Raw genomic sequence first — 24,308 nt, 5'->3', positions numbered from 1 at the left:
TCAGATCCTCTCTTCGGTCGGCGGGCGCAGCAGGGCCAGCGGCCTCTCCAGGCAGGCGACGATACGCGCGAGGAAGGCGGCGGCGGCCGCGCCGTCCAGCACACGGTGATCGGCGGACAGGACGAGTGTCACTTCCCGGCGCAACGCGGGTGCACCGTTGACGTCGGGGCGGAACAGCGACTCCATCGCACCGAGCCCGAGGATCATCGACTGTCCGGGATTGACGATGGGCACCAGGAAGCGCGCCCCGAACATCCCGACATTCGAGAGTGTGATGCTGCCGCCTTCGAGTTCATCGGGGGTAAGCTGCCCGGCGCGGCCACGGTCCACCAGCGCGCTGGCACGCTTCGCCAGCGTGTCCAGCGCCATGCGGCCGACATCCCGCAGCACGGGGGCGAAGAGGCCGCGCGGCGTATCCATGGCCAGGCCGACATCGGGCATCGCGAGGCGCCGCCAGCCCTCGCCTGCCCAGACGCGGTTCAGTTCCGGCATGGCGAGCAACGCGCGTCCCATGGCAGCGAGCACCGCATGCGTCACGGTCAGACGCGGCGCGCCCTGAATCTCGCGCCACTCGTCGCGCAGGGCGAGCAGGCGGGAGATCTCTGCCGTCGCGCCGACATAGAAATGCGGCATCTCCTGCTTGGCCTGGGTGAGACGCCGGGCCGAGGCGGCGCGCACGCGGTCGAGCGCAATGATCTCGTCATCTGCGGGTGCGGCCGGCGGCGCGCTTTGCGGCACGTCCTTCGCCTTTATCCGGCCGCGCGGACCGCTGCCGGCGAGGCCCAGGAGGTCGATCCCGCGCTCCCTCGCCAACCGTCGCGCGAGCGGCGTCGCCAGGACGCGCCCGTCCCCGGGGGCCCGCCGGGGCGGCGGCGGTGGCGATGCTTCCGCCAGATCGGCAGGGGCGGCGGTGACCACTTCGGACGATCCCGATGCGGCCCCGGTCCAGCGTGCCACCGGCGTGCCAACCGACACGGTGCTGCCGGCGGGGGTGAGGAGGTCGAGGATCTCGCCCTCGCCACTGGCCTCCACATCGGTCGCGATCTTCTCCGTCTCCACGACGAAGAGGATGTCGCCCGCCGCCACCCGCGCGCCGGGTGCCACCCGCCATTCGGCAAGCAGCCCTTCGGTCATGGTAAGGCCGAGCTTCGGCATCACGATCTCGGCGGACGTCGCCATCGCCTCAGCGCCCCGTGAAGGCGGCGGGGCGTTTCTCGAGGAAGGCGCGGCAGCCCTCATGTGCATCGGCGGCGTCGAGCACCAGGCCGATCATCGCCTGCTCATGCGCGAGGGCCTGCGGCAGAGGCATCTGCGCGCCTTGGCGCAGCGTGCGCTTCAACAGCTTGAGGATCAGCGGTGACTTGGCGGCGCAGCGCTCGGCGAGCTTCATCGCCTCGGCCATCAACTCCGCCTTCGGGACGACGCGGTTGCACAGGCCGATCTCCACCGCCTCCTGCGCCGTGATCTGGCTGCCGGTGAACATCATCTCCCGAGCCCGGCAGGGCGCGATTTCGCGGATCAGTCGCTGGGTGCCGCCGGCACCGGGGAACAGGCCGAGATTGATCTCCGGCAGGCCGAGCCGCGCGGTATCCGCGACCAGGCGCATATCGGTACAGAGCAGCAGCTCGGTCCCGCCGCCAAGCGCGAAGCCGTTCACCGCGGCGATGGTCGGCTTGTCGCAGGCCTCGACACGACTGAAGACGCGGTGCAGTTCCTCCCCGAATTCGAGGTAGTGCGCGAGGCCCTGGCGGCTTTCGAGATCACCAATGTCGCCACCGGCAACGAAGGCCTTGTCCCCCGCGCCGGTGATGACGATGACGCGCACGGCCGGATCGGCCTCGGCGGTGATGAAGGCGGCTTCGAAGGCTTTCAGCGTCGCGGCGTCGATCGCGTTCAACGCGGCCGGGCGGTTGAAGGTGAGCACCGCGACGGCGCCCTTGGTGTCGGAGAGGATGACGGGGTCGGCCATGGGGGCGTCCTCTAATCCAGCGTGCGGCGGACGGCGGCGGCGATGCGCGCGGCGTCGGGGCGGTAGGCGCGTTCGAGCTCCTTGGCGAAGGGCACCGGAGTGAAGGGCGCGCCGACGCGCAGGATCGGACCGTCAAGCTCGTCGAAGCCGATATCGGCCATGCGGGCGGCGATCTCCGCGCCGACGCCAAAGGCCTCGACCGCTTCCTGCGCGATAACGAGGTGATGCGTGCGCGCGAGGCTTTCGAGCACCGTCGACTCGTCCCAGGGCTGCAGGCTGCGCAGGTCGATCACCTCCGCCTCGATGCCATCGGCGGCGAGGGTCGTCGCGGCGTCGTTCGCCCAATGCACGGCGGCGCCATAGGCGACGATGGTGGCGTCCCGGCCCGCGCGGGCGATGCGCGCGCGCCCGATCGGCACCGCTTCGGGCGCGTCCTCGACCTCGCCCTTCATGGCGTAGAGCGCCTTGTTCTCGACGAAGACGACCGGATCGGGGTCGGCAATGGCGGACCGCAATAGTGCTTGCGCATCGGCCGGCGTCGCCGGGCATACCACCTTCAGGCCGGGGATGTGGCACAGCCACGCTTCGAGGCATTGCGAGTGCTGTGGCCCGGCGGACAGGCCGCCGCCATGCGGCGTGCGGAGCACCATCGGCACGCCGCGCTGGCCGCCGAACATGAAGCGCGCCTTCGCCGCTTGGTTCACCAACGCATCCATGGCGAGGGTGATGAAATCCATGAACATGATCTCGGCGACCGGCTTGAGCCCCGAGAGCGCCGCGCCAACCGCCGCGCCGACCAGCCCGGCCTCGGAAATCGGCGTGTCGCGCACCCGCTCCGGCCCGAAGCGATCGAGCAGCCCGCGCGTCGCGCCAAAGGGGCCGCCGGCCGCACCGATATCCTCGCCCAGCAGGATGACCGCCGGGTCTTCCGCCATCGCCTCGGTCAAGGCCCGATTGACCGCCTGCACCATGCGAAGTTCCGCCACGGCTCAGACCTCCACCGGGGCATAGACGCCGGACAGCGCGGCCATCCAATCTGCGGGCGGCGCGGTACGGGCGGCGGCGATGGCGGCGATGACGGCGTCGCGGGTTTCGGCCTCGGCGGCTTCCAGTGCGGCTTCCGCCGTGCCCGCGGCGAGCAACGCCGCGCGCGTACGGGCGATGGGGTCCTGTTCCGCCATGCGGCCGGCCTCCTCGGGGTCACGGTAGCGTTGCGGATCGCCCTCGAAATGGCCGCGCCAGCGATGGGTGCGCGCTTCGATCACGCGCGGGCCCTCGCCACGGCGCAGAGCGGCGACGGCCGAGGTGGCCGCCTCCGTCACCGCGGTGACGTCGTTTCCGTCCACCTCGACATGGCGCACGCCATAGGCAGCGGTCCAGGCCGCGAGCTTGGCCGCCACCTGCGTGTCGCTCCGACTGAACTCGGCCCAGCCATTATTCTCGCAGACCATCAGCAGAGGCAGGCGCCAGATGGCGGCCATGTTCAGCGTCTCGTGCATCGTGCCTTCCGCCAGCGCGCCATCTCCGAAGAAGGCGACCGCGACGCCATCGGTGCCGCGCGTCCGATGCGCCAGCGCCGCGCCGAGCGCGATCGGCGCGCCCGCACCGACGATCCCGTTCGCTCCGAGCATGCCGCGCTGCAGATCTGCGACATGCATCGAGCCGCCGCGCCCGCGGCACAGGCCGGTGGCTTTCGCCATGACCTCGGCGAAGAAGCCTTCGAGCGCCATACCGCGCGCAAGCGCGTGGCCGTGCCCCCGATGGGTCGAGGCCACGGAATCCTGTTGCCCGAGCGCGGCGCAGATACCCGCCGCCACCGCCTCCTGCCCGACCGAGAGATGAATGAAGCCCGGCACTTCGCCATCGGCGAACAGGCGTGAGAGCGCGAGTTCCGCCTCACGGATCGTCAGCATCATGCGGAACAGGGCGAGCGGATCGGCCATGCTTGTCATACCTGAAGGGCGCGGGCCTGGAGGGATGCATGTGGGATGGCGATGCCGCCGATCTCGGTCGCGATGGCCTCGGCGCGCGACAGGTCGCAGTCGGTCACCGCGACCCGGGCACCGCGTGCCGCGAGCATCCGGCAGCAGGCGGCGCCGATGCCGCTTGCCCCGCCGGTGACCGCGGCGACCTTGCCACTGAAGGGCCGATCGCCCATCCCGCCTCTCCCCTTGCCTCGGCCGGCTCTCAGTTGATGTCGAGTTGCACGCCCTCGCGCCGGACGACGACTGCCCATTTCGCGATCTCGCTGCGGATGAAGGCGTCGAACTCCTCGGGCGTGCCATAGGCCGGCATGCCACCCATCTCGGCGAAGCGCGCGATGGTGGACGGCATTTCGAGCAATGCCTTGATCTCGAGATTCACCGTGCGCAGCGCATCCGCCGGCACGCCGGCCGGGGCGAGGATGCCGAACCAGGTGTTCACCTCGTATTCAGCAAGCTCCGGCATCGTCTCGCGGACGGTAGGCAGGTCGGGCAGTGCCGGGTTGCGCTCGGCGCTGGTGACGGCGAGCGCGCGCACGCGTCCGCCGCGCACATGCGGGATGGCTGTCGAGAGATTGTCGAACATGAACTGGATATTGCCCGCCAGCAGATCGAGCATCGCCGGCGCCGAGCCGCGATAGTGCGAGGGCACCGCTTGCGCGTTCACCAGTTGCAGGAACCAGGCGGCGGAGAGATGCGGCGACTGGCCGACGCCCGCCGTGCCATAAGTCAGCTTGCCCGGCTCGCGCCGCAGCAGCGCGACCAGTTCCGGCACCGTGGTCGCGGGCACGGAGGGATGCACCACCAGCACATTCGGCCCGCGGATCATGTTGGAGACCGGTTGGAAGCTCTCCGGCCGGTAGGGCAGGTTGCGGAAGAGCGAGAAGGCTATGCTGCTCGGCCCGATGTTGGTGGTGAGCAAGTTCAGCATGTCGGGTGCGGCGCGCGCGATCTCGGCGGTCGCGATGGTGCCGCCGCCGCCGCCCTTGTTCTCTACCACCACGGCGGCGCCCCAACGTTGCTGTAGATGCGCGGAGAGCATGCGCGCCATGATGTCGGTGGTGCCGCCGGGCGCAGCATTGACCAGAAGGCGCATCTGGCCGGCCGGGCGCCAGGCTTGCGCGGCAGCCCCGCGCGGCAGGGTCAGCGGGGCGAGCGTTGCGGCAAGCGCAGTGCGACGGGTGGTGATGGCCATGCGTGACGTCTCCTCCGGTGTTGTCATGCCGGTTGTTCCGGCTTGGTCGTGGGGGCACCGCCCGGCCAGGCGGTGCCGACGATCACGTCCTGGCCCGAGGCATCACGGACCCAGACATCGTAGCTACCGTCGTCGCGCCGGCGGCCGCCGGCGATGACGTGCGTGTCCTGCAGCACCGGCCGCACGAAGCGGACTTCGAGGGCGATCGGCATGGCCCGGCCGAAGGCGCGGCGCAGCGACTGCCAGACGAGGTTCAGCGACAGCATTCCGTGCGCGATGGGCTTGCCGAAGGGCGTGCCAGCGGCGAAGGCCTCGTCCACATGCAGGGGGTTGAAATCCTCGGTGATGGCGGCGTAGGCGAGGATCGCGGCACGATCGACCATCCTGCCGATCTCGGGGAGTGTGTCCGGCATCATGCGGCCCACAACACCGTCATGATGCCGCGGAAGGCCGGGCCGGCCGGGCCTGCGCAGTCCATCTGCAGGGTGACGCGGCGGCGTTCCTTGCGGATCTCCTTCGCGACGCAGGTGATTGTCGTCGTCAGCGTCTCCCCTGCCTGCGGCAGGCGGAACAGGTCGAAATGCTGCACAGCATGGACATTGCCCGGTGGGCGCGGCTGCACCAGCTCGGCATAGGCGCCCATGGCGATGGCAGCGACCATGCCATGCGGCATCGTGCCGTTCAGGTCATCCTCGGGAAACAACGCGCGCCAAGCCTGCAGCTTCACCGCATCGAGCAGCGTGGCCTGGCTGCCCATCACCTGGCCTGGGACGAAATCCTCATAGGTGATCACGGCGCATCCGCCGCGACGGCGTGGGGCAGCGCGATGCCATGCGGCCCGGCCGGCGGGTCAAAGCCGATGCGCACCGCATCGCCGATGCGCGGCGCCTCGGCCACTGAGTCGCGCAGGTTCACCATGATGCGCGGGCCCTCCTCGAGCGCGACCAGCGCGACGACATAGGGTAGGTCCGCCTTGAAGGTGGGCGATGGCGGCCGATGCACCCGGGTGTGGCTGACGATGCGGCCGCGCGCGCTCGACTTCTCCCAACCCGGCGCGGCGCCATGGCACTGCGCGCAGAGCGCGCGCGGCGGGAACTGCGCCGCCCCGCAGGCGGTGCAGCGCTGCAGGCGCAGCTCGCCCGCCGCGCAACCATCCCAGAAAGGCGCCGTATCGGCATTCGGCACGGGCCACGGTTTGTCGGTCATGTCACTGCCTCCCGAGCACGAGCGAGCAATGGGCGGAGAGGATCCCGCCATCGCCATGGACGAAGGCGAGTTCGGCATCGCCCACCTGGCGTCCGGTCGCTTCTCCGCGCAGCTGGCGCACCGCCTCCACCACATGGAACAGCCCGCCGGCCGCACCCGAATGGGCATAGGACATCAGCCCGCCATGGGTGTTGCAGGGCAGCCTGCCGCCGAGGTCCAGTGCGCCGGCCAGCGCGGCGGGCCCGGCCTCGCCCTTGTCGAAGAAGCCAATGGATTCCAGTTCGACCAGCAGGGTGATGGTGAAGCTGTCGTAGATCTCGGCCACGTCGATATCGGACGGCCTCACCCCGGCGCGACCGAAGGCCTGGGCGGCGCTGTCGCGGCATCCGAAGGCGGTCAGGCTCGGCGCTGCAATGAGGTGCTCATGCGTGTTCTTCTGTCCGGTGCCGAGCATGGCAATGCCGCGCTTCGCGGTGTCCCGCGCCGCATCTGCCGCGCTGACGACGAGGGCGGCGCCGCCATCCGAGATCAGGCAGCAATCGAGCAGCCGCAACGGTTCGGCGATGAAGCGGCTGGCCAGCACATCCGCCACGGTGATCGGCTTGCGCATCTGCGCCTTGGGGTTGCGCGCTGCATGCGTGCGGCTGTTCACCGCCATCGCCGCCATATGCTCGGGCGTCGCGCCGTATTCATGCATGTAGGCCTGCGCCACCAGCCCATAGAGCGCGGGGATGGTCACGCCGAAGGGCCGTTCGAATTGCGGATGGCCGACATCGGCGAGGGTGGCGACCGCCTTGTCGCGCGACAGGCCGCTCAGCCGGTTGTCGCCGGCCACCACCAGCGCGTGGCGGCAGATGCCGGCCTCGACCAGCGCCGCGGCCTGCATCGCCATGATGCAACCGGTCGCGCCGCCGGCCTGGATCGCTGCGGAATAGGCCGGCTGGATGCCGAAATACTCGCAGAACACCGAGGCCAGCATCAGATGCGGCTCGGTGAAGGAATAGGCGCAGAGCACGCCGTCGATGTCGGACGGCTTCAGACCCGCATCGATAAGCGCGGCCGAGGCCGCCTCGGCATGCAGCCCCATGCAGGATGAGCCGGGCACTTCGCCCACCGCGGTATCCGCCGCGCCGGTGATGATGGCGCGCCGCGTCACAGGCCGAGCCCCCGTGCGATGAGGTTTCGCTGAATTTCCGAGGTGCCTTCACCGATCACATAGACCAGCGCATCGCGATGGATGCGCCCGACCGGGTAGTCGCGCATCAGCCCCGCCCCGCCATGGATGCGGATCGCAGCTTCCGAGACACGCACCGCGCATTCCGAGGCGACGAGCTTCACCTTCGCCGCCGTCGCGGCGTCGAGCGTGCCCTGATCGACGCGCCAGGCCCCATAATAGACGAGCCAGCGCGCGGCCTCGATCTCGGCCGCCATGTCGGCGAGCTTGTGCGCGATGGCCTGGAACTGCCCGATCGGCTTGCCGCGCACGAGGCGTGTCTTCGCGTAGTCGAGCGCCGCCTCCAGCGCCCCCTGCGCCATGCCGACGGCATTGGCGGCGACGCCGACACGATTCTCGATCAGGCTTTCCAGCACCACCGGATAGGTGCCGACGCGTTCGCCGAGCAGGCAGTCATCGGGCACGAAGGCATTGTCGATGTAGAGCAGGCCGGTGTCCGAGCCCTTGATGCCTTCCTTCTTCAGCCGGTCGATCTTGATTCCAGGATTGGGTAGCTCGACGAGGAAGAGGCTGATCGCATCGGGCGTCAGCTCCGGCCTTGTGCGTGCGGCGAGCATCAGGAAGTCAGCGATCGGCGCGTTGGTGATGTAGAGCTTCGAGCCGGTCAGCCGCCAGCCGCCCTCGACCTTCTCGGCGCGGGTGCGCATGGCGCGGATGTCCGATCCGCCATCAGGTTCGGACAGCGCGAAGCCGGCGATCTTCTCGCCCGCGAGGCCGGGGTGGAAGAAGCGTTGCTTCTGGGACGCCGTGCCCGCCTTCCAGATCGGCCAGATGCCGAGATGGCTGTGCCCGGACCAGGAGGAGGAGAAGGCCTGGCAGACCCGCGACATCTCCTCCCGCAGGATGCAGTCCGAGACCTTGTCGAAGCCCGCGCCGCCATCCTCGGCCGGGTAGCGTACGCCGATCAGGCCGAGCTCGCCGAAGCGGCGGAACAGGTGCTTCGGGAAGACCTCGGTGTCGTCGGCCTCGCGCACCAGGGGGGCGAGCTCGGTTTCGGCGAAGCGGCGCACCGTGTCGCGCAGTGCTTCCTGCTCCGGGGTGAAGGTGAAATCCATGCTCTACCTCAGGCGGCTGGGAGGACGGCTGCACCAGCGGGGCGCGCGCCGAGGGCGCGGCCGACCTCCTGCGCCACGGCGGCCAGCGCCACGCCGAGGCGTTGGGCAGCCGCGGCGTCCAGGCGCGCTGACAAGTCGACAGCGGAGATCGCCAGCACCGGCTGCCCGGCGCCATCGCGCACCGCGGCGGAGACTGTGGTGATACCGGAAACGAAGTTGTCCGCGTCCACCGCATAGCCGTCGTGCCGCGCCTGCTTCACCTGGTCGAGGAATGTGGCGAAGGGCGGCGGCGCATCCGCGCGGATCGCGGCGTAGCGACGTTCAAGTTCTTCATCCGGCAGATCGGCATGCGCCGCCATGCATCGGCCTAGGGCCCCAATCAGCAGGGGCAGGCGCTGGCCGATATTCATGTGGATGCGGACCATGGCGTTGCCCTCCGCGCGGTCCACCATCACCACCCGGTCAGGTCCGGTGCGCAACCACAGTGTCATGGTCGCGCCGAAGCGCTCGGCGAGAGCCTCGAGATGCGGGCGCACCACGCGCACGGGACCGACGCCGTCCAACGCCGAGGCGGCGAGTTCCGCCAGACCCAGCCCGGGTGAATAGGCCTTCGCGGCCGGATCGAAGGCAACCAGCCCTTCGGCGGTGAGGGTGCGCAGGATGTTGAAGCAGGTGGACGGGTTGAGCGCGAGCGTGCGCGCGACTTCCGTGGCGCCCGCCGGGCGGCGGAGGGTGGCTAGCAGCCTCAGGATGCGCGTTGCTGCAACAACTGCACCGACCTCCTTGGACATAGCCTTGAAATTCTCCATAGAGAATGTATATCTCTATGGAGAAAAATGGCGTGTCGCTTGTGGCGGGTCAAGCGAAACGTCGTGTGACCCTTTGTGCGCCGAGCGACAGGTTGTCCTGGAGACGCGCCCGGTCTGAACCCGTCAGCCGACGTGGGTGGGATGGAGGCGCGAAGCGCCTAGCGCATCGACGGTGCTCGGCGGCACGGTCCATGAGGAGGCGCCCGAGCGGCTGATCGTCCAGGCGGGGCTGATGGCGGCATCGCGGATCGTCGGCGATGCGAGGCCGGCCGGCAGTTGCTGTCAGGCGGGCGATTGCTGCGCGGGGTGACCGGCGCTTCCGGTCCGCCGCGCGGGGGAGGCTAGCGTGGTCGCATGGCCACGGGCAGCAAGGGCAAGACCAGGAGCAGGTTCACCATGCCCGCCACACTGAGCGCGACCAGCGTGCCCTCCGCCCCGAATGCTTCCAAGGCCCAGACGCCAAGCATTGGCGCCGCTGCCGTGGCTAGCAGCGTGGGGACGGCAAGCCGTCCCATCAGGATCGCGTAGCCCTCCTTCCCGAAGAGCACGAGCGGCACCGTCCCGCGCACGATGGAGCGGAGCCCGCTGCCAATGCCGTAGAGGATGATCGCGCCTGCGGCCCAGCCGGGTGCGAGGAGCAACAGAACCGTCCCCAGCGCCACCAGCGCCGACGAAATCAGCAGCGTCCAAATCGGGTGCGCGCGCCCGCCGAACGCCATCTCGATCAGGCGGCCGCCGACCTGCGCCGGCCCAATCAGCGTGCCCAGCGCAACGGCGGCAGCCAGTTCCAGCCCGCGCGCCTGCAGCAGGGTCAGCAGGTGCACGGCGATCACGGTCATGACGGCGAAAGCGAGCGTGAAGACCACTGCGATCAGATTGAAGGCAAAGCGCTGGTCCGGCCGGAGATGGCCCGGCGGGTGCATCGCCGTAGTCCCCACAGTCGGCCTTGCGGTGGCTGCCTCCTTCGGAATGACGCGGAGGTAGAGCGGCAGCACGAGCACGAGGTGAATGACGGCATAGGCGAGGCAGGCGCCGCGCCAACCCAGGGCTTCGTTCAAGACAGCCGTCAGCGGCCAGCAGACCGTGCTGGCGAGGCCACCGTAGAGCGTGACCTTGGTGATCGCCGGCCGCGCCGCCTCACCGTAAAGGCGGCCAAGCGTGGAGAAAGCCGGATCGTAGAGGCCCGCGCCCATTCCAATGCCGATCACGACCCAGGCCGCGACGAATGCGGGAAGGTTCGGCGCCAGCCACAGCCCGATCTGGCCGAGCGCGATGAGCCCCGCGGCAGCGGCCAGAACCGGCCGCCCGCCATGGTGATGGATCAGGCCGCCGACGCGCGGCGACACCAAGCCTGACGCCACCAGGCCGACCGACAGCGCGCCGAACAGCCAGCCGAGCGACCAACCCGTGTCCTCGGCGATCGGCACGGCCAGCACCGCCGGCAGGTAGTAGGTCGAACCCCAGGAGAGGATCTGCCCGAGCCCGATGGCGGAGATCACCGCCAAGCTCGGGCGTTCGGCCGCCTCGACGGCGGCCGGCACCGCGCTCACGCCTATTCTCTCAACCGCAGCAGCCGCCGCTCTTCGGCGCCGGCGCCACAGCCGGGCCGCAGCATGCGCCGGTGGTGACCGGCTCAGGCAGGGCCGCCGCCATGGCGGAACCGCAACAGGACGCAGCCGAGTTCGCCGCGTTGCGCTCGGTCGAGCACACCCCCGTTTCCGGCAGGACGAGCTCCACACGGCGGGCCGCCTCGACATCGCCAGCCAGATAGGCAGCGACGGAGCGCACCTGCTCGTGGCCGGTCGCGAGCAGGAAGGTTGGCGCGCGGCCGTAGCTCTTCATGCCGGCGATGTAGAAGCCTGCCTCCGGGTGGCGGAGCTCCGCTTCGCCGTGTGGGCGCACCGTGCCGCAGGAATGCAGGTTCGGGTCGATCAGCGGCGCGAGTGCCGGCGTCGCCTCCACCGCCGGGTCCAGCCCGAGGCGGACCTCGCGCAGGAAGGAGAGATCAGGCCGGAAGCCGGTCGCGACGATCATACGGTCGGCCTGCACCGTCCTTGTCCGGCCCTCCTGCCGACCGAGGACGGACAGCGTGCCGTCCGCTTCGCCGATGCGATCGATCAGGAAGGGGGCGAGCGCGGTGACGGCGCCGATTTCAACCAACGCCTGCGCTCGCGCGCCTAGCTCACCGCGCTGGACAAGGCCATCGCGCGCGCCGCCGCCGAAATTCACCGCGCCGAGAGGGCGGCGGAATGCCCACAGGATCCGCGTGCCTGGCGCCGCCTTTGCGAGTTCGACGAGGTCCAACACGGCGTTCATCGCCGAGTGGCCGGCACCGACGACCAGCGTCGTGCGGCCGGCATAGGTGGCGCGCTCGGCGCCGAGAACGTCCGGGATGCCGTAGGCGATGCGGTCCGCAAGCCGCCTCTCGCCCGGGGCCGGCATGCCATGGCTGCCGGCCGGGTTCGGCGCATTCCAGGTGCCGGAGCAGTCGATCACGGCGCGGGCCTCGATCGCCTCGGCGCGGCAGCAGGTTTCGACGTGAAGGACGAACGGCGCCGCATCGCGGCCTTCGCCGTTATGTAGGCGCCCGAAGTCGCGCCGTGCCACGCCGACCACGCGCACGCCGGTGCGGATGCGACTGCGCAGAGCGGCGGTGGCGGCCAGCGGCGCGAGGTAGCGATCCACCAGCTCCCCGCCAGTCGGATAGGTATCGGGATCGGGCGCCACCCACCCCTCTGCCGAAAGCAGGGCACGCGCGGCAGCATCGGTGTTGAAGGTCCAGGGCGAGAACATGCGCACATGGCGCCAGGCGCGGACGGCGTGGCCGACCTCAGCGCCGGCTTCCAGGACCATCGGCTCGACGCCGCGGGCGAGGAGTTGCGCCGCGGCGGCAAGGCCGATAGGACCGGCGCCGATGATCGCTACTGGCAGCCTTGCTTCGGCTGCCGGGCCACGCGTTGCATCGGTCGAAGCGGCTTCGGGCCGCGAACAGCATGAGGTCATGGGGTCTTCCACGCGCAAAACTCTGAACCTTGATGCATCGATGATCGAGGCATTGGCCGACAGGAAAAGATCGGATCGCCGGTCACGGGCAGCACCCATCGCCGCCTGCGCGCGCCTTGCGCGCCTGATCGGCAGCCGCGAAGGCGCGGCCGGTATCCTGCAAAGCCGCCGTCGCCTCCATCCAGGCGTCGAGGGCGACGCGGAACGCGGCACGGCCTGCCTCGGTGAGTTGGTAGACACGGCGCTGCCGACCCTGCACCACCTCCTCGTGCACGGTCACGAAGCCACCGGCCTCGAACTCCCGCAGCACCGGGTAGATCGTGCCCTCGGTCGGCGAGCAGCAGCCTCCCGTTGTCCGCTCGACGGCACGCGCGATGTCATAGCCGTGCATCGGTCCGTCGTGCAGGACGCGCAGGATGAAGAACTTGGAGAGGCCCATCTTGATCGTGCCCGCCCAGTAGTCGCGGGAGGCGTAGTCGACGCGCGGTGCGGGAGCTGGGCTGAGGGCCTTCATAGAGGCTTTCTATACATTGACCATCTATGCATCAAGGTAAAAAGCAGCCTGACCCGGCCCCCATCGAGTGATCCAGGTGGAAGTTTAGTGGGCCACCGCCGCCGCGCCTGCTTCTGAGCTAATCGGGGACCTCACCATTGGCACCGTCTCTGGGACTGGCGGGCGGCAACCCAGCGACGAGTGCGGCCGTACCCGGTTGTAGTGCCGGCGCCATTCCTCGATGTGCAGCTGCGCCACCCGAAGCGTGTTGAACACCCCGTGGTTCAGCGGTTCGTCGCTCAGCTCGCCGTTGAAGGATTCGACGCACCCGTTCTCCCAGGGACTGGCCTTCTCGCTGTAGGCCGTCCGTACGCCGACGCCGGCAATCCACGCCTTGACCGCTTCGGCGATAAGCGCCGGCCTCTGTCCGAGCGAATATGCGCGGGCGTCCCGTGCGCGAGGAACAGGTCCGCCAGCACGTCGATCACGTCCGACGAGAACAGCCTCCGCGCCACACGGATCGCCGGTGCCTCGCGCGTGAGGCCACCAGCGCCGGCGCCGCTTCGAAGGTCTCCGCCGTGCCGGGCGTAGCGCGGTGGGCGATGATCGCCTCGCATCCCGCCGCCGCGGCCGCCAGGTCACGCCCGGCCAGGACATGGCCGCTGCGGTTCAGCACCACATCCGCGCAGGCGCGCAGCGCCTCCAGCACGCCGGCTGGGAGGCGAGCGGCAGGTCGGCCTCGGTATGGGTGAGGAAGACTCGCAGCCGCCGCGTCACGGCGCGGCCGCAGTCATTGCCGCAGCCCGGCGATCGCCGCCGCGCGGCGGGCCATCGCCCCCTCTTCATGCAGCACGCGCGTCAGGCCGGCGGGCGTCGCCTCCTCAGCCGAGGCAACCTCGGTGCCCATCTCGCGCAGCCGCGCGACCACGCCGGCATCCGCGATGGCCGCCACCAGCGCGTCGCGCAATGCGGCGACGATATCGGCCGGGGTACCCGCCGGCACCAGCAACGCCGTGTAGCTGCCGGCGGTGTATTCGGGCAGCCCGGCCTCCACGAAGGTCGGCAGATCCGGTGCGACCGGCGAACGCTGCGCCGAACCCACGGCGAGAATGCGAATGCGCCCTTCGCGATGCAGCGGCATGGCAGTCGAGATCTCCGTCATGGTGCTGGCGACATTGCCTGCCATCAGATCCGGGATCAGGTCGCCGCCGCTGCGATAGGGCACATGGGTCAGCCCGGCGCCCGACGCCGCGTTGAACAGCTCGAGCGCCAGATGCGTCGAGCTCCCCGTCCCGGCCGAGGCGATGGTCACACGGCCCGGATTGGCCTTGGAGTAGGCGATCAGCTCCGTCAGCGTGCGCGGGGGCAGGCTGTCGGTCACAGCCAGCACCAGCGGCGTGCGCGACAGCAGCCCGATCGGCGCGAAGTCGCGATCCGCATCATAGGGCAAGGTCGCCTGCACCGCGGGGTTCACCGAGAGCGGCCCGCTCGACCCGAACAGCACGGTGTAGCCGTCGGCGCGGGAGCGCGCCGCGGCGGTCGCGCCGATGCTGCCGCCGGCGCCGGCGCGGTTCTCGACCACCACTGCCTGACCGAGCGTCGTGCCCATGACCGGCGCGATTAGCCTCGCGACGATGTCGGAGTTCCCGCCGGGGGCGAAGGGCAGGATGATGCGGACCGGCCGCTCCGGGAAGCCTGCCGCGCGGGCCAAGGCCGGCATGGAGGCCGCGGCAAGGGTCAGCAACGTTCGGCGAAGAAGCATCATGGTCGTTTCCCTATCCTGAGGCCCTTGAAGCGGGACGGATTGATTTGCTTATCGCGGCCCTGTTGGACCGCTTCTTTGCAACGATATATGAAATGTCGTTTGTCGACAAACTGCATGATGGCCAATAGCGGCCCGAGCGCATTGCCAGGGAGACGTATGACACAGCATCGGCTGCCCCAGCCCCTACCCTACCATCTGATGGAGCGCATCCGGCGCGGCATCATCGCTGGACATCACGCCGCCGGCATGCCGCTGCGTGAGCAGGCGCTGCAGGCCGAGTACGGATGCTCCCGCGCCCCGATCCGCGAAGCCCTGCGCCTGCTCGAACGCCGCGGCCTGGTCACGCAGGAGCCACGCCACGGCTTTCGCGTCCGCGAGGTCGGCGCGGCCGAGGTGCGCCAGATCTACGAGGTGCGCGCGCTGCTCGAACGACAGGTCGTCCTCGGTCTGGAGGGCCGCGTCACCCCCGGCCTCATTGACGCCTTGCGCGCGGCCAACGGAGTCATGAAGGCCCATCGCGCCGCCGGCGATGTCGATCGCTACATCGAGGCCAACATCGCCTTCCATGCCGTGCTGCGGGCGCACGCGCCGAACGAACCGCTCGGCCGTGCCCTCGACGTGGTCTACGAGATGGCCGAGCCAATGCGGCACGCGCTCCTGCAGCGCTCACTGAAGACCAGCAAGGCGGCGGAACAGCACGACGCCATCATCGTGTTGCTTGAGGCGAACCGCGTCGCTGAGGCCGCGGAGGCGATGCATCGCCATGTGTTCACGGGCATGCCCGTGGCTCTCGGCTCCGTCGCCTCGCCGCCCGCCGGAAAGCCGTGACCGGCCGCCCAGCGATCGCGAATCCGGCCGGCACGACCTGCGGCTCTAGGATGAACTCGGCATGTGGCTGTTCGACCGCGACGTCCGGCTGACCGATGCCGGCCGCATCTTCCAGAAACACGCGTGCGTCATCCTGCGCCACATGGACCGCGCCAGGATCGAGGCCCGCCAGTCCGACCTCGGCAGGCCCGCTTCGGTGACGATCGGCCAGCCCAGCTCGATCAGCAGCAAGGTCGGCGCGCGGTTGATCGTCGCCGCGCGCGAAACCCTGCCCGACGTTACGATCCAACTCGACGAAGCCTTCTCGGGCCACATCCTGGCGTGGCTGTAGGACGGGCGGATCGAGCTTGGCATCCTGCATCACACGCAGGCGCTGGAGCATCTCTCCATCCGGCGTCTCGCCCTCGAGCAATGCTGCCTGGTCGGTCCGCCCAGCAGCTTTGGGCCGTCGGGGCCGGGGGCGGCATGGCGGCCGGTCCTGTACCGTTGCCCGAGGCCGCCTGCCACCCGCTGATCATGCCGAAGCGCGGCCATGGCCTGCGGCAGTTCGTCGACCGGAAGAGCCAAGCCTGAGGCGTGACCCTCGATGCCGGCATCGAGCTGGATTCACTCAACCATATCCGGACGCTGGTGGCGGCCGGGCATGGCTTCGCCGCGCTGTCCCATTCGGCCGTGCTGGACGACCTGGCCACGGGGCGGCTTGCTGCGGCGCCCTTGGGACGGCCGGTGATCCGGCGCCCGATCTACCTCGTCCGCAGCCCGCCCCGGGCGGTGACGCGGTCGTCGGCACGTGTCGAGAATCTGCTCGTCGCGATGCTGCAGGGGATGGCGCTGAATGGCACCCGGCAGGCAGAATGGATCATCGAGCGATGAGGTGTCAGGCCCCCGCTTCGCCGGACATCATACCGTCGCCCCGACGCGCTCCGGCCCGGCGCATCAACAGCCCAGCGCCCGGCTGAGCGCCTTCGCTTCGGCGGCAAGCGTCGCGATCAACGCATCCAGTGCCACACCTTCGAAGCGCGCGCGCGGCCCGCTGATGCCCAGCGCGCCCAGGAAGCCATCGTCCCGCCCGAATACTGGTGCGGCGATCGCCGCGATCTCGGGGTCGCGCTCCCCGACCGAGGCGGCGATCCGTCGCGTCCGCACCTCCTCCAGCGCCGGCGACGCTCCGCCGGTGAAGGCCAAGAGCACATGCCCGCCCGCGCCCCGGTCGAGCGGCAGTATGGCACCCTCGTCGATGTGGTAACGGAGCGTGCGTGGCGATTCCCGGCGGTAGAGGCAGACGCGGCGATCGCCCTCCCGAACGAAGAAGGTCGAGGTCTCCCCCGTCCGCTCCACCACGCGATCCAGCGCCGGCCGCACATAGTCGGCGAGGTCGAAGGCGTTGCGGTAATGCAGACCGAGGCGCAGCACCGCCGGCCCGAGCCGGAACTGCCCTCCCTTGCCACGATGCAGATAGCCGAAGCGGTCAAGCGATGTGGCGATGCGCAGAATGGTGCTGGGGTAGAGCCCTGTCCGCCCCGCGAGATCCGCGAGCGAAAGCGACGGGACGCCGCCATTGAAGGCTTCCAGGATTGTCAGGGCCCGTTCGACGGAATCAACGCCTGAGGGAATGACCGCGTCGGGTGCCGAGGATGTCCGCGGCCGTCCCCGTCGCCGCAATGCGTTCGATCCATCTGGTGGGGTTGTCATCTGCGGCATCCATGACGGGCGCCGCCACGCCATCAGGTTTGACAGCGCGAGAGCGGCTGGCTTATTTTTCTAATAATAGAAATAATTTCTGTCAAATAGAAATTAAAGATGACAGGACCACCGAGGAACAGAGGAAGGACGTCCATGACTATCTCCCTGCCGCGTCGTGCCTTGCTGTCGGCAACCGCTGGCGGCGCCTTCGCCGCATCACGCCCCGCGGGCGCCCAGTCGGGATCCGACTGGCCGAATCAGCCCATCCGCATGGTGCTGCCTTATGCCGCGGGCGGGGCGACTGACGTCATCGGGCGCCTGCTCTCGGACACGCTGTCGCAGCGCTTGCCCCAGCGCGTCGTGGTGGAGAACCGCACCGGCGCGGGCGGCAACATCGGCGCCGCGTCGGTGGCACGGGCGCGGCCGGATGGCGCGACCTTCCTCTTCACCAACACCGCCCATGCGGTGAACCGCGCGCTTTATGCGCGGCTCGACTACGACCCTGCGAAGGATCTCACTCCTGTCACCGTGCTCGCCGAAGGGCCGATGGTGGTGCTGGTTCCGAACAGCACCCCCACCCGCACCTTCGCGGAGTTCGCCGAGCATGTCCGCGCCAAGCCGGGCGACTTCGGCTATGGCAGTACCGGCACCGGCGGCATGCTTCAGCTCGCCGCCCTGCTGGTCACCCGCGCGGCGGGGCTGCGCATGCAGGAAATCCCCTATCGCGGCGGCGCGCCTGCGGCGCAGGACCTGATCGCCGGGCGCATCGAGATGCTGGTCGATGCCGGCGTCACCGGCTTCCCGCTCGCGAAGTCCGGCCAGGTGCGCGCGCTCGCCGTCACTTCGGCGGAGCGCAGCACGCTGATGCCGGACGTGCCGACCATGGCCGAACTCGGCTATCCGGAGGCGACCGTCAGCGTCTGGCAGGTGGTTCTCGCCCCCACCGGCACGCCTGCGCAGATCCTCGGCCGAATGCAGCAGGAGATCGCCGGCATCCTCGGCGACGGCCCGTTGCGCTCGCGCTTCATGGATCTCGGCGCCGAACGCATCGTCGCCAGCACGCCGGACCAAGCGCGTGCCTATGTCGAGGCCGAGATGGCGCGCTGGGAACGCGTGCTGCGCGACGCCGGCATCAATCCGCAATGAATGAGGAGGGCCCCGTGACCACGGCCGAATCCCTGCCGCTCGCCGGCATCCGTGTCGTCGAGTTCTCCCACATGGTCATGGGGCCTACCTGTGGCCTCGTCCTCGCCGATCTCGGCGCCGAGGTCATCAAGGTGGAACCGCCCGGCAAGGGCGACCGCACGCGCTACCTGACCAGCGCCGGCACCGGCTTCTTCGCCGCCTTTAGCCGCAACAAGAAGTCGGTGCAGGTCGATCTCGAGAATCCCGAGGAGCTGGAGGCACTCCGCCGCCTGATCGACGGCGCCGACGTGCTGATCGAGAATTTCCGCCCCGGCGGCCTGGAGGCGAAGGGCCTCGGCTATGCCCCGCTGTCGGCCCGCAACCCGCGCCTCGTCTATTGCTCGCTGAAGGGTTTCCTCTCCGGCCCCTACGAACAGCGCACCGCGCTGGACGAGGTGGTGCAGATGATGAGCGGCCTCGCCGTGATGACCGGCCCGCCTGGCCGCCCGCTGCGCGCGGGCGCGCCGGTGAACGACATGATGGGCGGCATGTTCGGCGCCATCGGCATCCTCGCCGCGCTGCGCCAGCGCGAGGAGACGGGACGCGGTCGCCACATCCAGTCCGGCCTGTTCGAGAACGCGGCCTTCCTCGTCTCGACCCACATGCTGCAGCAGGCTATCACCGGCACGGCACCGCCCTCGATGGCTGCCGGCAAGCGGTCCTGGGGCGTCTACGACGTCTTCCAGGCGAGTGACGGCGTCAGCATCTTCATCGGCGTCGTCACCGAACGGCAGTGGCAGATCTTCACTGAGGCGCTCGGCGAACCCGCACTGCTCGATCCCGCCTATGCCACCAACAACGCGCGGTCCGCCGCGCGGGAGACGCTGATCCCGCTGGTGCAGAGCCTGCTCGGCACACGCCCGGTGGCCGAGCTGGAGGCGCTGTGCCTGAAGGCCGGCCTGCCTTTCGCCCGCATCAATGCGCCAGGGGACCTATTCGAGGACCCGCACCTCAACGCCGGCGGCGGGCTGCTTTCGCTCACCCTGCCGGATGGACGGCAGGCGCGGGTGCCGGCCCTGCCCCTGCAGTTCGGTGACGAGCGGCTTGGCGTGCGTAGCGATCTGCCCGCACCGGGCCAGCACACCGCAGAGATCCTGGCGACGGTCCGGCGCGACCAGCCGGCGGTCTGAGCCCAGTCGCACGAAGCGCCGTCGCCCCATCGCCTTCATCCCCAGTCCAGGAAGCAGCAGTCATGCCGATCGAACGTCGTTCCTTGCTCCTTGCCGCACCGATACTCACGCTTTCGGCAGGGTATGCCTGCGCCCAGCAGACCTTCCCCGACCGGCCGCTGCGCCTGGTCATTCCCTTCGCGGCGGGTGGCAGCAACGACGTGGTCGGGCGGCTCATCGCCGAGGGGATGGGCGCGCGGCTGAAGCAGCCCGTCGTGGTGGAGAATCGCGGTGGGGCCGGCGGCATCCTCGGCAACGACATCGTCGCCAAGTCGCGGCCCGATGGCTACACGATGCTGCTCGCGGGCAGCGGCAGCTTCGTGCTCAGCAGCCTGGTACAGCCACGCATGCCCTACAACCTCACCAGCGACTTCACGCCCATCGGCTTTATCGGTGACGCGCCGAACGTGATCGCCGTGAATCCTGGCGTGAACGCCCGCACCATGGGCGAGCTGCGCGACCTGGCGCGCAGCGCAAACCCGCCGCTCTCCTATGGCACGGCCGGCGTCGGCACGACGGGCCATGCCGCCGGCGCGCTGCTCGCACAGAAACTCGGCGTGACGCTCGACCATGTGCCCTACCGCGGGACGGCACCGGCGTTGACCGACGTGCTGGCCGGCCGTGTCAACCTCATTACCAATGCCGCGGCGCCACTGAAGCCCTTCCTCGCCGATGGCACGCTGCGCGGCATCGCCCTGGCCTCCCCCACGCGCAGCGAGATCCTGCCGGACCTGCCGACCACTGCCGAGCAGGGCTTTCCGGAGATCATCATCACCACCTGGTATGGGTTGGTCGGCGCCGGCGGAACGCCTGGCCCGATCGTCGCCACGCTGCATCGCGCGCTGAACGAGACGCTGAACGACCCCGCGGTGCGCCAGCGCATGGCCGAGGAAGGCGTCGAGCTGCATCCGAGTGACACCCCGGCCGCCTTCGGCCAGTTCCTGGCCGAGGACCGGCAGCGCTGGGCGGACGTCATTCGGAACGCCGGGCTGCGGATCGACTGATGCGGCGCGGCGCGCTTTCCTGCACGACTGATCCAAGGAACTGAACCGCATGACGTGGCGCCGACCGCTTCTGGATGGCATCGAGCATGTGTCGCTCAACGCGGCCGAGCAGGAGGGGGTAGCGGATTTCCGGACGCTGCCCGCGAGCCTGCGGGTCCTTGCCGAGGACGCGTTGCGCCACGGTGACGCCACGGCGGCGGCGGCGATCGCCGCGCGTTCGGCCGAGGCGACGCTGCGGTTCCATCCCGCCCGCATCCTGATGCAGGACAGTTCCGGCATTCCGGTGCTGGCCGACCTCGCCGCGCTGCGCGACGCGGCGGAGGACCCCACCACGGTGGAACCGGCCATTCCGGTCGACATCGTGGTGGACCATTCCGTCGAGGTGGACCGCCACGGCACGCCGGATGCCGAAGCCTTCAACCTCGCCCTCGAATTCCGTCGCAATGATGAACGCTACCGCTTTCTTCGCTGGGCCGAGAGCGCCTTCCGCAAGCTGCGCGTCATCCCACCCGGGGCCGGCATCTGCCACCAGATGAACCTCGAGATCCTGGCGGATGTCGTGGTGGTGCGGGACGGGCTGGCCTTCCCGGATTCGATGCTCGGCACTGACAGCCACAGCACCATGGTGAATGCGCTCGGCGTGCTCGGCTGGGGCGTTGGCGGGATCGAGGCGCTCGGCGCGATGCTCGGCCGCGCGGTCGCGATGCGCGTGCCGAAGGTCGTGGGCGTCATGCTGGCGGGACGGCTCGCGCCCGGTGTCACCGCGACGGATCTGGCACTGGCCATGACCGAGCGTCTGCGGGCACATGGGGTGGTCGGCAAGATTGTGGAATTCGACGGGGCCGGGCTCGATGGCTTGTCGCTCGCCGATCGCGCGACCATCGCCAACATGGCACCGGAATACGGCGCGACGGCCGGCTTCTTCCCCATCGACGGGGAGACCCTGCGCTACCTTCGCCTGACCGGCCGCGCCGAGACGCAGGTCGCGCTGGTCGAGACCTATGCCAAGACGCAGGGGCTGTGGCGCGCGGATGACGGCCGCGCCTTCGACGAAACCCTCGCCTTTGACCTCTCGGCCGTGGAGCCCTGCGTCGCGGGGCCGTCGCGCCCGACGCAACGGCGGAGGCTGACCGAGGTGCCGGCAAGCCTGCCGGCTACGCCCGCGCGCGAGGACACCGCGCCGATCGTCGACGGCGACATCGTCCTCGCCGCGATCACGAGCTGCACCAACACCGCCAACCCGGCCTCGATGCTGCGCGCAGGGCTGCTCGCGCGTGCCGCGCGGCAGCGCGGGCTGACAGCGCGGCCCTGGGTGAAGGCATCACTCCAGCCGGGGTCTCGCGCGGTCACGGACTATCTCGCCGAAGCCGGTCTTCTGGCCGATCTGGAAGCCCTCGGCTTCGCCCTGGTCGGGCATGGCTGCATGACCTGCATGGGCAATTCCGGTCCGCTCGACCCGGCCATCGAGGCGGCCGTCGCGCGGGACGGGCTGCAGGTCGCCGCCGTGCTCTCGGGCAACCGCAACTTCGAAGGCCGCATCCATCCTGCCTGCCGGCTGAGCTACCTCGCTTCGCCGCCGCTGGTCATCGCTTATGCGCTGGCGGGTCATCTACGCCTGGACCTGACGCGAGACCCCATTGGCACCGATGCGGCGGGCAAGCCCGTCCTGCTGTCCGAGATCTGGCCCGACGACGCGACGGTGGCGGAAGCCGAGGCGCGGATCCGGCCAGAACTTTATAGCAGCCGCGCGCGCTTCGCTTTCGCCGGGCCACCCGCCTGGCGGGCCCTGCCCGCCGCGACGACGTCGCGCTTCGCCTGGGAGGCCGGCAGCACCTTCCTGCGCCCATCACCCTTCGCGACAGGTGCGCTGGCCTTGCCGAGCCTCGCCGGCGATGTGACGGGCGCGCGCATCCTGGTGATGCTCGGCGACGACGTGACGACGGACCACATCTCGCCGGTCAGCCGCATCGGGCGCGACAGCGAGGCCGGGCAGTGGCTGATCGCGGGCGGCGTACCGTCGGACGATCTGCAATCCTACAGCGCCCGGCGCGTGAACCACGACGTGATGGCGCGCGGCACCTTCGCCAATATCCGCCTGCGCAACCGCCTGGTGCCGGACTGCGAGGGCGGCGTCACGCGCCTGCTGCCACAGGACGAGGTGATGACCATTTACGCCGCTGCCCGAGCCTATCAGGCCGCGGGCGTGCCGGTGGTGGTGATCGGCGGGCGCAACTACGGCGCCGGTTCGGCGCGCGACTGGGCGGCGAAGGGAACACGCATCCTCAATATCCGTGCCGTCATCGCGGAGAGCTTCGAACGCATCCATCGCGCCAACCTGGTCGCGATGGGCGTGCTGCCGCTGCTCTTCCCCCCCGGGGAGACGCAGCTGACACTCGGCCTGACAGGGACGGAGGAGATCGATCTTCCCGGCCTGCGGGAGGCACTGCGCCCCGACGGGTCGATCGAGGCACGCTTCCGTGACGGCAACCGCAGCCGCACAGTGCGGCTGCTCTGCGCCATCGCAACGGAGGAGGAAGCCCAGGACCTGCTGACCGGCGGCATCTTGCCCGGCATGGTGGCCCGCTTCGGCAGCGGTGCAGCACCCGGGTAACGCCTCGCCGGCTGATGTCCGGCGCCGCGGAGCCATCGCATTTGTCGATATCAGTTCCGACGATGCGGCGGCGTGCCGCGCGACACCGAGGGCGTTACTCTCCGTGCCGCGGCGCGCCGCATGGCGGCTGACCCTGCCCCCAAAGAACCCTCGTTCGTGGGCAGAGCCTGTTCTCCATGTGCCCCGACGCGGGGCGGGTTGCAAAGGCTGCTGAGGTGAGCCCATTCAGGCTCGTGTGCGGGCGGGTCGTGTTGTAGTCGCTCCTCCAGGCTTCGAGGATCCGGCGCGCCGCGGGCAGGCTGCCGAACAGGGGCTCGTTGAGGCGTTCGTCGCGGAACCGGCCGTTGAAGCTCTCGACGAACCCGTTCTGCTGCGGCTTGCCCGGCGCGATGTAGTGCCGAGGCCCGTTCCTGCTGCCAGCGCAGCATCGCGTGCGAGGTCAGCTCGGTGCCGTTGTCGCTGACGATCATCGCCGGGCGGCCATGCAGCGCCACGATCCGGTCGAGCTCACGCCCGACGCGCAGCCCCGACAGCGAAGTATCCGCCACCAGCGCCAGGCACTCGCGGCTGAAGTCGTCCACCACCGCCAGCACGCCGAACCGCCGGCGTTCATTCGCCAGCGTCCGCGGCCTGACGCGGACCTCGCCATCATCAGGACGCCGCGAGACGTAGCGGTACGTCTTCGGCACCATGCCGACGAGCTGGCAGGCGCCGTGCTGCGAGTAGTCCTTTTCCTCGATGGCCCAGGTCACGGCTTTCCGCCGCGAGCCGGGCGTCAGACGCCCTTTGCCAGCATCTCCCGCAGCGTCGAGACATTGAGCATGGATGCCGCCAGCAGCTTCTTCAGCCGCGCGTTTTCCTCCTCGAGGTCGTCAGCTTGCGCGCGTCTGACACCTGCATGCCCCCATACTTCGAACACCAGGCGTAGAACGTCGCCTCGCTGATCCGGTGCTTGCGGCACAGATCCGCGGCCGATGGATGGAAGAGGCTTTCGTTTGTGGGGTTGAGCGGGCGCTGGTGGAGGATGGTGAGTTGGCGATCGGCTTGTTGGGTGACCTTGCCGGTGTGCTGCGCGGCGATCTGGCGGGCATTGTGTCGCTGGCTTCAAACGCAAAGC

24 protein-coding genes and 2 pseudogenes are annotated in these 24,308 nt (G+C 69.6%); 7 read left to right on the top strand and 19 right to left on the bottom strand.

Features of this window, described 5'->3' with window-relative positions; genetic code table 11:
* The 17 genes and pseudogenes from KPL78_RS25825 to KPL78_RS25750 form a co-directional block, all read right to left on the bottom strand.
* Positions 1-1,179: a dihydrolipoamide acetyltransferase family protein gene (locus tag KPL78_RS25825; RefSeq protein WP_219765883.1), complete on the bottom strand. Its 1,179-nt coding sequence runs from the start codon at positions 1,177-1,179 to the stop codon at positions 1-3.
* Positions 1,180-1,183: 4 nt separating this feature from the next.
* Positions 1,184-1,969, bottom strand: a complete 786-nt coding sequence (locus KPL78_RS25820; protein ID WP_219765882.1) for an enoyl-CoA hydratase/isomerase family protein — start codon at positions 1,967-1,969, stop codon at positions 1,184-1,186.
* 11 nt (positions 1,970-1,980) lie between these two features.
* On the bottom strand, positions 1,981-2,955 hold the full coding sequence (locus KPL78_RS25815) for an alpha-ketoacid dehydrogenase subunit beta (RefSeq protein WP_408904499.1): 975 nt from the start codon (positions 2,953-2,955) through the stop codon (positions 1,981-1,983).
* Positions 2,956-2,958: 3 nt separating this feature from the next.
* A complete protein-coding gene (locus KPL78_RS25810; RefSeq protein ID WP_219765881.1) occupies positions 2,959-3,912 on the bottom strand; it encodes a thiamine pyrophosphate-dependent dehydrogenase E1 component subunit alpha in 954 nt (317 codons plus the stop codon).
* 5 nt (positions 3,913-3,917) lie between these two features.
* A complete protein-coding gene (locus tag KPL78_RS25805) occupies positions 3,918-4,127 on the bottom strand; it encodes an SDR family NAD(P)-dependent oxidoreductase (protein ID WP_219765880.1) in 210 nt (69 codons plus the stop codon).
* 29 nt (positions 4,128-4,156) lie between these two features.
* The gene (locus tag KPL78_RS25800) at positions 4,157-5,146 is read right to left on the bottom strand and encodes a Bug family tripartite tricarboxylate transporter substrate binding protein (RefSeq protein WP_219765879.1); all 990 of its coding nucleotides are present in this window, start codon (positions 5,144-5,146) and stop codon (positions 4,157-4,159) included.
* A 23-nt stretch (positions 5,147-5,169) separates the two neighbouring features.
* On the bottom strand, positions 5,170-5,562 hold the full coding sequence (locus KPL78_RS25795) for a MaoC family dehydratase (RefSeq protein ID WP_219765877.1): 393 nt from the start codon (positions 5,560-5,562) through the stop codon (positions 5,170-5,172).
* A complete protein-coding gene (locus KPL78_RS25790; protein WP_219765875.1) occupies positions 5,559-5,939 on the bottom strand; it encodes a hotdog family protein in 381 nt (126 codons plus the stop codon). The genes KPL78_RS25795 and KPL78_RS25790 overlap by 4 nt, the downstream gene beginning before the upstream one ends.
* Positions 5,936-6,352: a Zn-ribbon domain-containing OB-fold protein gene (locus KPL78_RS25785; RefSeq protein ID WP_219765874.1), complete on the bottom strand. Its 417-nt coding sequence runs from the start codon at positions 6,350-6,352 to the stop codon at positions 5,936-5,938. Before KPL78_RS25785 ends, KPL78_RS25790 begins: the two co-directional genes overlap by 4 nt.
* Position 6,353: 1 nt before the next feature.
* On the bottom strand, positions 6,354-7,508 hold the full coding sequence (locus KPL78_RS25780) for a thiolase family protein (RefSeq protein ID WP_369412861.1): 1,155 nt from the start codon (positions 7,506-7,508) through the stop codon (positions 6,354-6,356).
* Positions 7,505-8,641, bottom strand: a complete 1,137-nt coding sequence (locus tag KPL78_RS25775) for an acyl-CoA dehydrogenase family protein (protein WP_219765873.1) — start codon at positions 8,639-8,641, stop codon at positions 7,505-7,507. Before KPL78_RS25775 ends, KPL78_RS25780 begins: the two co-directional genes overlap by 4 nt.
* Before the next feature lie 8 nt (positions 8,642-8,649).
* Positions 8,650-9,432 carry an IclR family transcriptional regulator gene (locus tag KPL78_RS25770; protein ID WP_255569463.1) on the bottom strand — a complete coding sequence of 261 codons (783 nt, stop codon included), beginning with the start codon at positions 9,430-9,432 and terminating at the stop codon, positions 8,650-8,652.
* Positions 9,433-9,791: 359 nt separating this feature from the next.
* Complete coding sequence (locus KPL78_RS25765; protein ID WP_369412859.1) at positions 9,792-11,000, bottom strand: MFS transporter; 1,209 nt, start codon at positions 10,998-11,000, stop codon at positions 9,792-9,794.
* 10 nt (positions 11,001-11,010) lie between these two features.
* Positions 11,011-12,453, bottom strand: coding sequence for an NAD(P)-binding domain-containing protein (locus tag KPL78_RS30485; protein ID WP_255569462.1), 1,443 nt, complete (start codon positions 12,451-12,453; stop codon positions 11,011-11,013).
* An 82-nt stretch (positions 12,454-12,535) separates the two neighbouring features.
* Positions 12,536-12,967, bottom strand: a complete 432-nt coding sequence (locus tag KPL78_RS25760; protein ID WP_255569461.1) for a PadR family transcriptional regulator — start codon at positions 12,965-12,967, stop codon at positions 12,536-12,538.
* 84 nt (positions 12,968-13,051) lie between these two features.
* Positions 13,052-13,485 (bottom strand): annotated as a pseudogene (locus KPL78_RS25755) (integrase core domain-containing protein); the annotation flags it as partial.
* Positions 13,486-13,736: 251 nt separating this feature from the next.
* Positions 13,737-14,711: a Bug family tripartite tricarboxylate transporter substrate binding protein gene (locus KPL78_RS25750; RefSeq protein ID WP_219765866.1), complete on the bottom strand. Its 975-nt coding sequence runs from the start codon at positions 14,709-14,711 to the stop codon at positions 13,737-13,739.
* A gap of 156 nt (positions 14,712-14,867) precedes the next feature.
* Between KPL78_RS25750 and KPL78_RS25745 the strand changes: the two genes are divergently transcribed.
* The 3 genes from KPL78_RS25745 (at position 14,868) to KPL78_RS25735 (ending at position 16,412) form a co-directional block, all read left to right on the top strand.
* Positions 14,868-15,539 carry a GntR family transcriptional regulator gene (locus KPL78_RS25745; protein WP_219765865.1) on the top strand — a complete coding sequence of 224 codons (672 nt, stop codon included), beginning with the start codon at positions 14,868-14,870 and terminating at the stop codon, positions 15,537-15,539.
* A 61-nt stretch (positions 15,540-15,600) separates the two neighbouring features.
* Positions 15,601-15,870: a hypothetical protein gene (locus KPL78_RS25740; RefSeq protein ID WP_219765864.1), complete on the top strand. Its 270-nt coding sequence runs from the start codon at positions 15,601-15,603 to the stop codon at positions 15,868-15,870.
* Between the two features lie 245 nt (positions 15,871-16,115).
* On the top strand, positions 16,116-16,412 hold the full coding sequence (locus tag KPL78_RS25735; protein WP_219765863.1) for a LysR substrate-binding domain-containing protein: 297 nt from the start codon (positions 16,116-16,118) through the stop codon (positions 16,410-16,412).
* A gap of 63 nt (positions 16,413-16,475) precedes the next feature.
* Here KPL78_RS25735 and KPL78_RS25730 read toward each other — a convergent pair whose 3' ends face one another.
* Positions 16,476-17,231 (bottom strand): IclR family transcriptional regulator, encoded by a 756-nt coding sequence (locus tag KPL78_RS25730; RefSeq protein WP_219765861.1) that lies wholly within the window; start codon positions 17,229-17,231, stop codon positions 16,476-16,478.
* A 144-nt stretch (positions 17,232-17,375) separates the two neighbouring features.
* On the opposite strand from KPL78_RS25730, the gene KPL78_RS25725 reads away from it, so the two are divergent.
* From KPL78_RS25725 to acnA, 4 genes are all read left to right on the top strand, one after another.
* Positions 17,376-18,368, top strand: coding sequence for a Bug family tripartite tricarboxylate transporter substrate binding protein (locus KPL78_RS25725; RefSeq protein WP_219765860.1), 993 nt, complete (start codon positions 17,376-17,378; stop codon positions 18,366-18,368).
* 14 nt (positions 18,369-18,382) lie between these two features.
* Complete coding sequence (locus KPL78_RS25720; protein WP_369412858.1) at positions 18,383-19,537, top strand: CaiB/BaiF CoA transferase family protein; 1,155 nt, start codon at positions 18,383-18,385, stop codon at positions 19,535-19,537.
* Between the two features lie 62 nt (positions 19,538-19,599).
* Positions 19,600-20,580: a Bug family tripartite tricarboxylate transporter substrate binding protein gene (locus tag KPL78_RS25715; RefSeq protein WP_255569459.1), complete on the top strand. Its 981-nt coding sequence runs from the start codon at positions 19,600-19,602 to the stop codon at positions 20,578-20,580.
* A gap of 49 nt (positions 20,581-20,629) precedes the next feature.
* Complete coding sequence (gene acnA, locus KPL78_RS25710; protein WP_219765857.1) at positions 20,630-23,191, top strand: aconitate hydratase AcnA; 2,562 nt, start codon at positions 20,630-20,632, stop codon at positions 23,189-23,191.
* A gap of 94 nt (positions 23,192-23,285) precedes the next feature.
* Here the strand turns inward: acnA and KPL78_RS25705 are convergent.
* A pseudogene (locus KPL78_RS25705) lies at positions 23,286-24,163 on the bottom strand (integrase core domain-containing protein); the annotation flags it as partial.
* Positions 24,164-24,308: the final 145 nt, after the last annotated feature.

This window comes from Roseomonas alba (genome assembly GCF_019430885.1).
GTDB classification, from domain to species: Bacteria; Pseudomonadota; Alphaproteobacteria; order Acetobacterales; family Acetobacteraceae; genus Neoroseomonas; species Neoroseomonas alba.
The sequence above is the reverse complement of the archived record's forward strand: the minus strand, read 5'-3'. Positions and strand labels throughout refer to the sequence as shown.

Excerpts from the sequence above, each read along its gene's own strand:
- KPL78_RS25795 (WP_219765877.1), bottom strand. The coding sequence starts at position 5,562 with ATGATGCCGGACACACTCCCCGAGATCGGCAGGATGGTCGATCGTGCC.
- KPL78_RS25740 (WP_219765864.1), top strand. The coding sequence starts at position 15,601 with ATGTGGCTGTTCGACCGCGACGTCCGGCTGACCGATGCCGGCCGCATC.
- KPL78_RS25760 (WP_255569461.1), bottom strand. The coding sequence starts at position 12,967 with ATGAAGGCCCTCAGCCCAGCTCCCGCACCGCGCGTCGACTACGCCTCC.
- KPL78_RS25745 (WP_219765865.1), top strand. The coding sequence starts at position 14,868 with ATGACACAGCATCGGCTGCCCCAGCCCCTACCCTACCATCTGATGGAG.
- KPL78_RS25825 (WP_219765883.1), bottom strand. The coding sequence starts at position 1,179 with ATGGCGACGTCCGCCGAGATCGTGATGCCGAAGCTCGGCCTTACCATG.
- KPL78_RS25785 (WP_219765874.1), bottom strand. The coding sequence starts at position 6,352 with ATGACCGACAAACCGTGGCCCGTGCCGAATGCCGATACGGCGCCTTTC.
- KPL78_RS25750 (WP_219765866.1), bottom strand. The coding sequence starts at position 14,711 with ATGATGCTTCTTCGCCGAACGTTGCTGACCCTTGCCGCGGCCTCCATG.
- KPL78_RS25820 (WP_219765882.1), bottom strand. The coding sequence starts at position 1,969 with ATGGCCGACCCCGTCATCCTCTCCGACACCAAGGGCGCCGTCGCGGTG.
- acnA (WP_219765857.1), top strand. The coding sequence starts at position 20,630 with ATGACGTGGCGCCGACCGCTTCTGGATGGCATCGAGCATGTGTCGCTC.
- KPL78_RS25725 (WP_219765860.1), top strand. The coding sequence starts at position 17,376 with ATGACTATCTCCCTGCCGCGTCGTGCCTTGCTGTCGGCAACCGCTGGC.
- KPL78_RS25775 (WP_219765873.1), bottom strand. The coding sequence starts at position 8,641 with ATGGATTTCACCTTCACCCCGGAGCAGGAAGCACTGCGCGACACGGTG.
- KPL78_RS25770 (WP_255569463.1), bottom strand. The coding sequence starts at position 9,432 with ATGTCCAAGGAGGTCGGTGCAGTTGTTGCAGCAACGCGCATCCTGAGG.
- KPL78_RS25715 (WP_255569459.1), top strand. The coding sequence starts at position 19,600 with ATGCCGATCGAACGTCGTTCCTTGCTCCTTGCCGCACCGATACTCACG.
- KPL78_RS30485 (WP_255569462.1), bottom strand. The coding sequence starts at position 12,453 with ATGACCTCATGCTGTTCGCGGCCCGAAGCCGCTTCGACCGATGCAACG.
- KPL78_RS25730 (WP_219765861.1), bottom strand. The coding sequence starts at position 17,231 with ATGACAACCCCACCAGATGGATCGAACGCATTGCGGCGACGGGGACGG.
- KPL78_RS25800 (WP_219765879.1), bottom strand. The coding sequence starts at position 5,146 with ATGGCCATCACCACCCGTCGCACTGCGCTTGCCGCAACGCTCGCCCCG.
- KPL78_RS25805 (WP_219765880.1), bottom strand. The coding sequence starts at position 4,127 with ATGGGCGATCGGCCCTTCAGTGGCAAGGTCGCCGCGGTCACCGGCGGG.
- KPL78_RS25810 (WP_219765881.1), bottom strand. The coding sequence starts at position 3,912 with ATGGCCGATCCGCTCGCCCTGTTCCGCATGATGCTGACGATCCGTGAG.